Origin of the sequence: Natronomonas sp. (assembly GCF_046710025.1) — an archaeon.
In the GTDB taxonomy this organism is placed as follows: Archaea; Halobacteriota; Halobacteria; order Halobacteriales; family Haloarculaceae; genus Natronomonas.
Window position 1 is genome coordinate 1 of the sequence record NZ_JBKEGK010000100.1, and the last position, 8,790, is coordinate 8,790.

Annotated in this window: 10 protein-coding genes and 1 pseudogene; 5 read left to right on the forward strand and 6 right to left on the reverse strand. The window is 64.7% G+C overall.

The annotated features are described in order from the left end of the window. Positions 1-288, forward strand: a pseudogene (locus ACI944_RS08235) (hypothetical protein); the annotation flags it as partial. Here ACI944_RS08235 and ACI944_RS08240 read toward each other — a convergent pair. Genes ACI944_RS08240 through ACI944_RS08250 form a run of 3 tightly spaced genes read right to left on the reverse strand, consistent with a single transcriptional unit; the run spans position 277 to position 1,693 of the window. Further along, entirely contained in the window at positions 277-870 is a 594-nt protein-coding gene (locus tag ACI944_RS08240; RefSeq protein WP_411718575.1) for an L-threonylcarbamoyladenylate synthase, read from the reverse strand. The pseudogene ACI944_RS08235 and the gene ACI944_RS08240 sit on opposite strands and share 12 nt — an antisense overlap. Continuing rightward, positions 867-1,382, reverse strand: a complete 516-nt coding sequence (locus ACI944_RS08245; protein WP_411718576.1) for a redoxin domain-containing protein — start codon at positions 1,380-1,382, stop codon at positions 867-869. Before ACI944_RS08245 ends, ACI944_RS08240 begins: the two co-directional genes overlap by 4 nt. Beyond that, on the reverse strand, positions 1,379-1,693 hold the full coding sequence (locus ACI944_RS08250) for a glutaredoxin family protein (protein ID WP_411718577.1): 315 nt from the start codon (positions 1,691-1,693) through the stop codon (positions 1,379-1,381). Before ACI944_RS08250 ends, ACI944_RS08245 begins: the two co-directional genes overlap by 4 nt. A gap of 158 nt (positions 1,694-1,851) precedes the next feature. Between ACI944_RS08250 and ACI944_RS08255 the strand changes: the two genes are divergently transcribed. Then, positions 1,852-3,246 carry a hemolysin family protein gene (locus ACI944_RS08255; RefSeq protein WP_411718578.1) on the forward strand — a complete coding sequence of 465 codons (1,395 nt, stop codon included), beginning with the start codon at positions 1,852-1,854 and terminating at the stop codon, positions 3,244-3,246. A gap of 6 nt (positions 3,247-3,252) precedes the next feature. On the opposite strand, the gene ACI944_RS08260 is transcribed toward ACI944_RS08255, so the two are convergent. Next, complete coding sequence (locus ACI944_RS08260; RefSeq protein WP_411718579.1) at positions 3,253-4,422, reverse strand: anion permease; 1,170 nt, start codon at positions 4,420-4,422, stop codon at positions 3,253-3,255. Between the two features lie 107 nt (positions 4,423-4,529). On the opposite strand from ACI944_RS08260, the gene ACI944_RS08265 reads away from it, so the two are divergent. Continuing rightward, positions 4,530-5,174: an IMPACT family protein gene (locus ACI944_RS08265; RefSeq protein ID WP_411718580.1), complete on the forward strand. Its 645-nt coding sequence runs from the start codon at positions 4,530-4,532 to the stop codon at positions 5,172-5,174. A gap of 169 nt (positions 5,175-5,343) precedes the next feature. Here ACI944_RS08265 and upp read toward each other — a convergent pair whose 3' ends face one another. Then, positions 5,344-6,015, reverse strand: a complete 672-nt coding sequence (gene upp, locus ACI944_RS08270; RefSeq protein WP_411718581.1) for a uracil phosphoribosyltransferase — start codon at positions 6,013-6,015, stop codon at positions 5,344-5,346. An 88-nt stretch (positions 6,016-6,103) separates the two neighbouring features. On the opposite strand from upp, the gene ACI944_RS08275 reads away from it, so the two are divergent. Further along, on the forward strand, positions 6,104-6,808 hold the full coding sequence (locus ACI944_RS08275; protein WP_411718582.1) for a DUF5828 family protein: 705 nt from the start codon (positions 6,104-6,106) through the stop codon (positions 6,806-6,808). 71 nt (positions 6,809-6,879) lie between these two features. Here the strand turns inward: ACI944_RS08275 and ACI944_RS08280 are convergent, their stop codons facing one another. Then, complete coding sequence (locus ACI944_RS08280) at positions 6,880-7,383, reverse strand: amino acid-binding protein (RefSeq protein ID WP_411718583.1); 504 nt, start codon at positions 7,381-7,383, stop codon at positions 6,880-6,882. A 121-nt stretch (positions 7,384-7,504) separates the two neighbouring features. Here ACI944_RS08280 and ACI944_RS08285 point away from each other — a divergent pair, with 121 nt between their 5' ends. After that, on the forward strand, positions 7,505-7,945 hold the full coding sequence (locus tag ACI944_RS08285; protein WP_411718584.1) for a PaaI family thioesterase: 441 nt from the start codon (positions 7,505-7,507) through the stop codon (positions 7,943-7,945). Positions 7,946-8,790 lie beyond the last annotated feature (845 nt).

Genomic DNA, 8,790 nt, shown 5'->3' on the forward strand with positions numbered 1-8,790 from the left:
GTCTGGGAGCCACAGGGCGTCCGGGCGACAGCCGCGGCAAAGGCACTCGCGTGGGAACTCGAAACGCCGGTCGAACGGGCCTATCTCGAGTACCCGGCCCACGGGGTCGTTCGCACAGTCCGAATGACCACGCGCCGGAAGGCAACCTATCGGACGGCCCTCCGGACGGCCGAGTCCATCGACGGGCCGCCCCCGCGGCTCCGGAACGACGCCCGGTGTGAGAGCTGCGACTATCGCGGGGAATGCGGGACGCGGACCCGGTCGCTCAGATCGCGACTATCGCGTTGAGTGCTCGGCCAGCCACGCCTCGATCTCGCCGACGAGTTCGCCCCGGCGGACGATCCGGCCGGTCGAAACGTCGACCACAGTGCTCTCGGTGCCGGGCGTCTCACCGCCGTCGAGTACCGTTGCTTGATTTCGGATCGTGGCGTCGACCTCGTCGACACGGCGAGCGCTCGATTCGCCGGAGCGGTTCGCGCTAGTCGCTGTGATCGGCCCCGTTCGGCGGGCGAGCGTGCGGGCGAGATCGTGATCCGGGATCCGGATCCCGACACGATCGCCCCCGTCGACGAGGATATCGGGGATACGGTCGGTCCGCTCGACGAGCACTGTCACCGGGGCGGGGAGGAACCGCTCGCAGAAGCGCCGCTCGCGCTCCGCCATCCGGGTGTAATCGGCGGCCGCGGCCAGCTCCGGTACCGCCATCGAGACGGGGTTTCGTCGCGACCGCCCCTTCGCCTCGAAGACCCGTTCGACCGCTTCCGGGTCCAGTGCGTCGGCCCCGAGGCCGTACACCGTCTCTGTCGGGTAGACGACGAGATCGCCGCGACGGAGCGCCGCCACCGCGTCGGTGAGATCTGGATCGCTCACAGCTCCTCGATCGCAGCCTCGATCTCGTCGTACGGCGGGAACTCGGGCCACTCGGTCGCGACCCAGCCTGTCTTGATCGTCCGGTCGGCGTCGAGGACGAAGACGGCGGGCCGGGGTTCCTCGATTCCGGCCATTCCGTCGAGTTCGTGGTCGATGCCGTACGCTTCGCCGACGCCGTTGGCGGGATCGGAAAACAGCCGGAAGCCCTCGAGGTCCCACTCCTCGAGGAATCTAGCGTGCTCGTACGGCGTCGAGATCGAGACCCCGACGATGTCGGCGTCGTACTCGTCCCAGCCCCGGTCGCGGATCTCCTGCCAGATGTACGTCGACGGGAAATCGCCGTCCATCGGGTGGAACACGAGGACAACGGGGCCTGTCGCGGTCAGTTCCGACAGCGAGGCGTCTTCCCAGTACTCATGATCGACGAGCGGGCGCGTGAAGTCGGGCGCCGTCTCGCCGATCTCGGGGTGGTCGGCGTGGCCGAGGTCGGTCACATCGAACTCGAGGTTCATTCGGCATCACCGCCCACCGGAGCGTTCATCGGTGTCGGTTCCGGTTCGGGGCCGTCCTCGCCGTACGTGGTTTCGATGTACCGCACGATATTCGCGCTCTCGGTCATCGTGACGCCCGTTCGGTCGTCGACGATCGCGGGGACCGTCCGGGAGCCGGTGAGCCGCTTGACCGCGTCGCGCCGGGAGTGACGCGCCTCGACGAACCGCGATCGGTACGGGATCTCGAGGTCGTTCAACACGCGGACGACGCGCTCACAGAACGGGCACGCCTGTAGTCGATACAGCGTAATCGCTGTCTCGGAGTCGGTCATGTATACCCGTTCGGCCGGCACTCGTCTAAGTGTATCGCCGATCGAGGGCACAACCCGCCGACACCCGTGTCTGGCCGCCGGTTCGGGGCAGGACTGTGGCCGCGTTCGCCCCCCATGGCAAGCCTTAATCACACCCCGCATCAAACCCGTACGTCTATATGGGCTCTCTCACGTGGAACGCCGCCGTTATAATACAGATCGGCTCCGGCGCCGGTGAACTCCCGTTCAGCGACACGACGGTGGCGATCCTCGGTGGGGGCGTCATTCTCCTCCTGTTGGGTTTTTCAGCGTTCTTTTCATCGTCTGAGATCGCGATGTTCTCGTTGCCGCCACATCGCGTCGACGCGATGGTGTCAGACAACATGCCCGGTGCAGAGACGCTAAAACGGCTGAAGGACGACCCCCATCGCCTGCTCGTCACTATCCTCGTCGGCAACAATATCGTCAACATCGCGATGTCGTCGCTGACGACAGGACTGTTGGCAACGTACTTCCTCACGCAGGGACAGGCGGTTTTCGCGTCTACGTTCGGGATCACGGCGCTCGTGTTACTCTTCGGCGAGAGCGCACCGAAGTCCTACGCCGTCGAGAACACCGAATCGTGGGCGCTTCGCATCGCCCGGCCGCTGAAGTACTCGGAGTACCTTCTGCTCCCGCTGATCGTCACGTTTGATTATCTGACCCGGCAGGTCAACCGGATCACCGGCGGACGGGGCGAGATCGAATCCACGTACGTCACCCGCGAGGAGATCCGCGATATCATCGAAACCGGCGAGCGCGCCGGGGTCTTAGAGGAGGACGAGCGCGAGATGCTCCAGCGGATCTTCCGGTTCACGAACACCATCGCAAAGGAGGTGATGACCCCGCGGCTGGATATGGACGCCGTCCCGAAGAACGCAACCGTCGACGAGGCGATTCAAGAGTGCGTCCAGTCGGGACACACGAGACTCCCGGTGTACGATGAAAGCCTCGACAACGTCCTCGGGATCGTTCACATCTCCGATCTGATTCGCGATTCCACCTACGGCGAACGGGACGACATCAGCCTCGAGGACCTGATCGAGGAGACGCTCCACGTCCCCGAGTCGAAGAACGTCGACGAGTTGCTCGCCGAGATGCGCGAACAGCGGATGCGGATGGTCGTTGTCATCGACGAGTTCGGGACGACGGAGGGGCTCGTCACCATGGAGGACGTCACCGAGGAAATCGTCGGAGAGATACTTCAGGCCGGCGAGGAGGAGCCGATCGAGTTCGTCAGCGACAACGAGGTGATCGTCAAGGGAGAACTCAACATCGACGAGGTCAACGAGGCGCTCGATATCGACATCCCGGAGGGCGAGGAGTTCGAGACCATCGCTGGGTTCGTTTTCAACCGAGCGGGTCGCCTCGTCGAGGAGGGCGAGCGCATCGAGTACGACGGGCTCGAAATCCACGTCGAGCGCGTCGAGAATACCCGGATACTGAAGGCCCGGATAGTCCGAACCGACGAATACGATCGGACCCGCTCCGACGCCGAACCGGAGGCCGAGTCTGAGGACGCTCCCATCGAGTAACGACTCTCAGAGGAGCGCGGTCACGCCGGTATACAGCCCGAAGCTCAGTACCCCCGCCCCGAGCAGCGACGCGACCCACGCCAGAACGGTGTACCCCATCTTGCGACCGCTGACGCCGCCGGTTCCGGCGGCCGCTCCGGCACCGATGACCGCCGAGACGATGATCTCGTTGAACGAGATCGGCACGCCGAGCAGGATCGCGGTCTGGGCGATGGCGAACGAGGGGATCAGCGCCGCGATCGAGCGACGCGGCCCCAGCGAGGAGTAGTCCAGTGCGATCGCCTTGATCATCCGGGGGGCAGCCGTCCACGAACCGGCCAGCAGGCCGAGGCCGCCGCCGAACAACAACGCGATGAGCGGGATCGCGATACCGGCCGTATCGAACAGCGGCAATAGCGGCCCGAGGGCGAGGCCAACCTGGCTGCCACCGGCCGAGAAGGCGACGAGGCCGCCCAACGCCAACAGGAAGTGCCGCTGGCCGGCCGAGGTGTCGTTCCGCATGTCCAGCCCCATCGCCCCGGCGACGGCGGTCGCAACGGCGACGGTGACAGCAATCCGGCCGGGCGTCCCGGCGGAGACCGTCCCGGCGAGGCTCTGGGCGACGCCCGGCGGCCCGAGCAACACGAACTCCACGTTCGCGAGAATCGCCCCCACGAGTGCGGCGAGGGCCGGGGTGGCGACGCCGTCGGGCACGGACTCGCGCCGGAGCAGTTTTGCGGTGCCGTAGGCGATGCCGCCGCCGACGAACGGCGTCATCGTCCAGACAGCCACGATCTCGTAGTACTTTGCCCACGCCGGCCCGCCACCCATCGCCAACCCCGCGCCGACGACGGCCCCGGTGACGGTGAAGGCGGTCGCGATCGGGTAGCCGGTGAACACCCCGAAGGCGACCAGTCCAGCCGCGATCGAGAGCGCGACGATGGCGGCGACCGGCGAGAGGGTCGTCCCGACGACGAGGTCGCGTCCGACCGCCTCGGTGACGTTCGCGCCCTGCAGTGTCGCGCCGAGTAGCCCGAGAATTCCGACGAAGAACCCGGCACGCATGACCGAGATCGCGTTCGCGCCGACGGCCGGAGCGAAGGGGGTCGACCCCGACGATCCGGCACCGATCGCCCAGGCCATAAAGAGACTCGCCCCGCCGGCAGCCAGAAAGGTCGCGGCCGTCGCTGCTTCCATTGACGGCCGCTCTTCTTCGCGGCCATATAAATACCCGTCGGACGCGGCTCGCCGGTCACGAGTCCGGCGACGAAAGCGGTATATCCTGTCCGTTCCGAGCGACGCCCGTGCCAGACACGGACGCCGGAGGGGGCGCTGGCGACGATACTACCGCGGACGCGTACGCGACGATCGCCGGGCAGGCAACGTCGCACTTTACCGTCCAAGGCTCGGAGTTTATCGGCCACGCGGCCCCGGTGGAGACCATCGAGTCCGCCGAGTCGTTTGTCGATTTGATCCGCGACGAATACGCCGACGCGACCCATAATGTACCCGCCTACCGCGTGCGGGCGGACCCGTTCAGGGAATACGCCTCCGATGACGGCGAACCCTCCGGCAGCGCCGGCAAACCGATGCTGTCGGTGTTGGCGGGTCGAGACCTCGAGAACGTCTGTGTTGTCGTCACACGGTACTTCGGGGGAACCGAACTCGGCGTCGGCGGGTTGGTCCGGGCCTACTCCAAGGCGACGAAGGACGCCCTCAATGCGGCCGAGACGATCCGCCGCCGGCCACAGATGCGGTTCCGGGCGATCGTCGGCTACGACGACTCCGGGACGGTTCGGGGAATCCTCGAGAGCGAGGACGCGACATTCGAGGCCGACTACGGAGCACGGGTCAGTTTCGACGTATCGGTTCCCGTCGCGGCGGCCGAGGGCCTCCTTGATCGGCTTCGAAGCGCGACCAGCGACCGGATCGATGTCGACGACCGCTGACGGGCATCGGGGGCGGTTCGAACGCTCGAAACGATACACGTCGTGTCGGCTTTAACTGAGACGTTCGATTCCGGTGGCCACCGGGTCTGCCGTCCGTCTGACGTTTCGGACGGAAACAAATCACCACGGGGAAGCCGGTTCCAGACGAAAGGAAGGGGTTGTTATGCGGTCACGTCCCGAACGCCCGGTCGCCCGCGTCGCCGACGCCCGGGACGATGTAGCCGTCTTCGTCGAGCCGTTCGTCGATGCTGACCGTCAGGATGTCGGCCTCCGGGAACGACTCTTCGACACGGACGAGCCCTGGCGGGGCACTGACCGCCGAGAGGACGACGAGGCGCTCCGGGTTGCCGGTTTCGAGTACTTCCTCTATAACTGCGACCATCGTGCTCCCCGTCGCAAGCATCGGGTCCGCGACGATGACCGTGTCTTCCTCGTCGATGTCCGGCAGTTTGACGTAATCGACCGTAATTGGGAACGTCCCGTCCTCGTCCATTCCGGCAGTCTCGTCGCGGCCAGCCGAGATAACACCCTGCCGGGCGCGCGGGAACGCTTCGACGAGTCCCTCGACAAACGGCGTCGCCGCCCGCAGGACGTTCACGATGACGACGTTCTCTAACCCTTTGACGACCTCGCCGGTCGTCTCGGCCAACGGAGTCGTGATCGAGACGTACTCAGTATCCATCATCCCGTCGATGATCTCGAACCCGCAGAGGCGGCCGAGTTCGATCAAGCCGTTTCGGAACGACACCTGGTCGGTGTCGCTTGACCTGAGTTCCGAGAGAGTGTGCTTCGCCAGCGCATGTGTGATGACGTGAGCGTCACCACGGTCCTCAATTGGCATAGCGGTATAGGGTCCGCCGCCGGCTTAAAGCCCCGCCGTGCCCCGGAGCCGATGGTATAAAGTTGTTCGACACGTTACGGGAGGTAGCATGGACGTCGAGGAGAGCGTCTCGGGGTTCAAACTCCGGGGAACCTGGGGCGAAATCGTCGAACACGGCGAGCGGATTACCCGCGCGCTGAAGGACCTCCGTAACGGGTCCGAGGTGGTCGACAAAGAGGCCCTTGAGGAATGGGACGAGTGGCGACCGAAGGCGGACGAGCGCCTCGGCGAGGACGTTAGCAAAAAGACCGCAGAACAGGCCAGCGTCGGCGAGGGCGAGGGCGAAAAGGCCGGCAAGGCCCCGGACGAGGACCTCAAGACGGCCAGCGAGAAGCTGACCGACTCCTACGAGCAACTTGAGGAGCCTACCGAGGCGGTCAACGAGTGGCGCAAATCGATAAATTACGTGGCGCGGGCCGCCGACTCAGCCACCCGCAAAGCGCTTCGAAAGGTCGAGGGCGGCGTCTACGAGAACGTTATGACGCAGATGTCGCCGTACTACTTCGACAATCAACTCATCAGCGCGAACCTCAACCGCGCCGACGCCGACGCCGGGGAGTACGTCTTCGAGATCAACGTCAACGACGACGACCTAAAGATCCGCGTCTCGAACAAACTCGCCGACTACGAGGCGTCGGTCGACCGCTGGCACGTCGACACCCCAAAGGAGACCGACATCGCCGAGGCGGTCGAGGGCCACTCGCCGCCGGAAGCGAAGACGACGGACGGCGGCTCCGACCCGAACCGCACCTGAAAGCGGCTTGAATCGGGGGCGCGCCGACTCCAACCCCCTTTTCCAACTCACAGCCAGCCGTGCTCCCGCAGTTATTGGATGGAGACCCGACGGACGAACGGTAGATCCCGGATTTCGGTTATCAACGCCCCCTCAAGTTCCGCGTCGGTAACGACGTAGAGAACTGGATCATCGGTGAACTCCGGGTCCTCGCTTATTGTCTGGCGGATCGAGACATCGTTCTCCGCGAGCAGCCCCGTCACCCGTGCGACGATTCCGGACTCGTCGGCGTCGACGACCTCTACCGTGAGGACCGTCAGGTCCAACACCGGTGCAAGGTCCATGAGCGAGGCGATCGAAGAGATATTTTGAAAGATCCGCCGGAGTTGGTCGTCCGCGAGGATCGCGTCGGTCGTCGCGTCGACGACCCGCCGGTCGACCCCGATCTCGCGGGCGATCCCGGTGTTCGGGATCTCGATGCCCCCGGAGACGACGCGCCCCTCGTCGTTGACCGAGAACCCCCGCTCAAGCAGCAAGCGGATCACCGCCTGCTGGCTGGGGCTGTCCTCGAACTTTCGCATGATCTCGTCGAACATTATTCAACGCGTTGGGGGCGAGCCTGTTGTCAGTTGCGTCTGGCCGCCCGGCGTCTCACCGCCCCACGTCCCCGACCCCGGAACCGAACGCGTTTTGACTTCTCGGACGCCTACCCGGCGTATGGGGACCGATCTGGACGTCGCCGAACTGTTCGACCGGATGCCGTTCAACGACCATCTGGGGATCGAGTTGCGCGAGGTCGGCGAGGGCCACGCCGTCGGGGAGCTTGACCTGTCGAGCGAGCACTCTTCGAGCCCGGACCGGATGATCGCCCACGGCGGCGTCGCGTACGCGCTGGCCGACACCGTCGGCGGTGCCGCCGTCATCGCGGCGAACGGGGCGGTGACCCCGACGATCGACATGCGGATCGACTACCTCGCCCCGGCGACCGACGGCACCCTTCGCGCGGAGGCGACGGTCCTCAAAAACGGTGACAACGTCGCCGCCGTCGGGGTCACTGTCACGGACGACGACGGTCGGAAGATCGCCACCGCACGCGGGACGTACAAGTCCGGCGGCGGCGAGGGCGATACCGCCTGGCGCGGATCGGGCGGCCCGTGACAGTTCAGGGTGCTCACGTCCGCCGTCGGCGTGCCAGCTCCGACGTAACTCAACTGGCCGAACCGCGGGGCTATTTATGTACCAGTTGGTGAAGACAGCGAAACAGTCTTCTCTGTTTTCTGTTAGGTAGTGCCGTGCAGGATGTGGGGCTATCTCTTACCCATAATCCAACGATTGAGAGAAAAATTAACTCAAACGAGAAATTTGAGAAAGAAACCGGCCAGGAAGCAATTATTATTTTCTGTCACACCACAGCTGGTTCATAAGTGTCCTTGGAACGCTACACAGCGACCGTGGATTACGTCAACCGCATGCTCGCCAACTACTACGCTTATCACGCCGGGATGCGGGCCGTCGGGGGCTGACAGAGGTTGGCCACCGAGAGACTACGCGTTGTCCGTGGGACGGATAACCTCGATACGCTCAAGTAACCGGAACTGGGCTCAAGGGGCGCTGAGCGCGAGGCGCGTCGGCTGGCTGAGCGGGCCGTGTGGTTCGAGTGGAGAGAGGTAGCGACGATCATAGTTCCGTTGGAGTGACATCGACGAACGAGCTAATCAAAACGGCAACGACCAACACGACCACCGCAACCGAGACGGCCGCAAACGGAACCACGAACTAGCCCCGACATCCGGAGGTATATGTAATCTCGTAGAGTGCGGCAGAATGGCTCCCGAGAGTATACATACCTGCCCTAATCGGCGGCAGCCACAGGATGATGTAACTACGGGCAGCGCGGGCAACGCGGTAACGCGGGCGAACGATTAGTACCATTCGGCTCGAAGAGCCCTCTGTGACCGACGGACGATCGACAGACGGAGCGAAAACAGACGGGGATGGGTCCA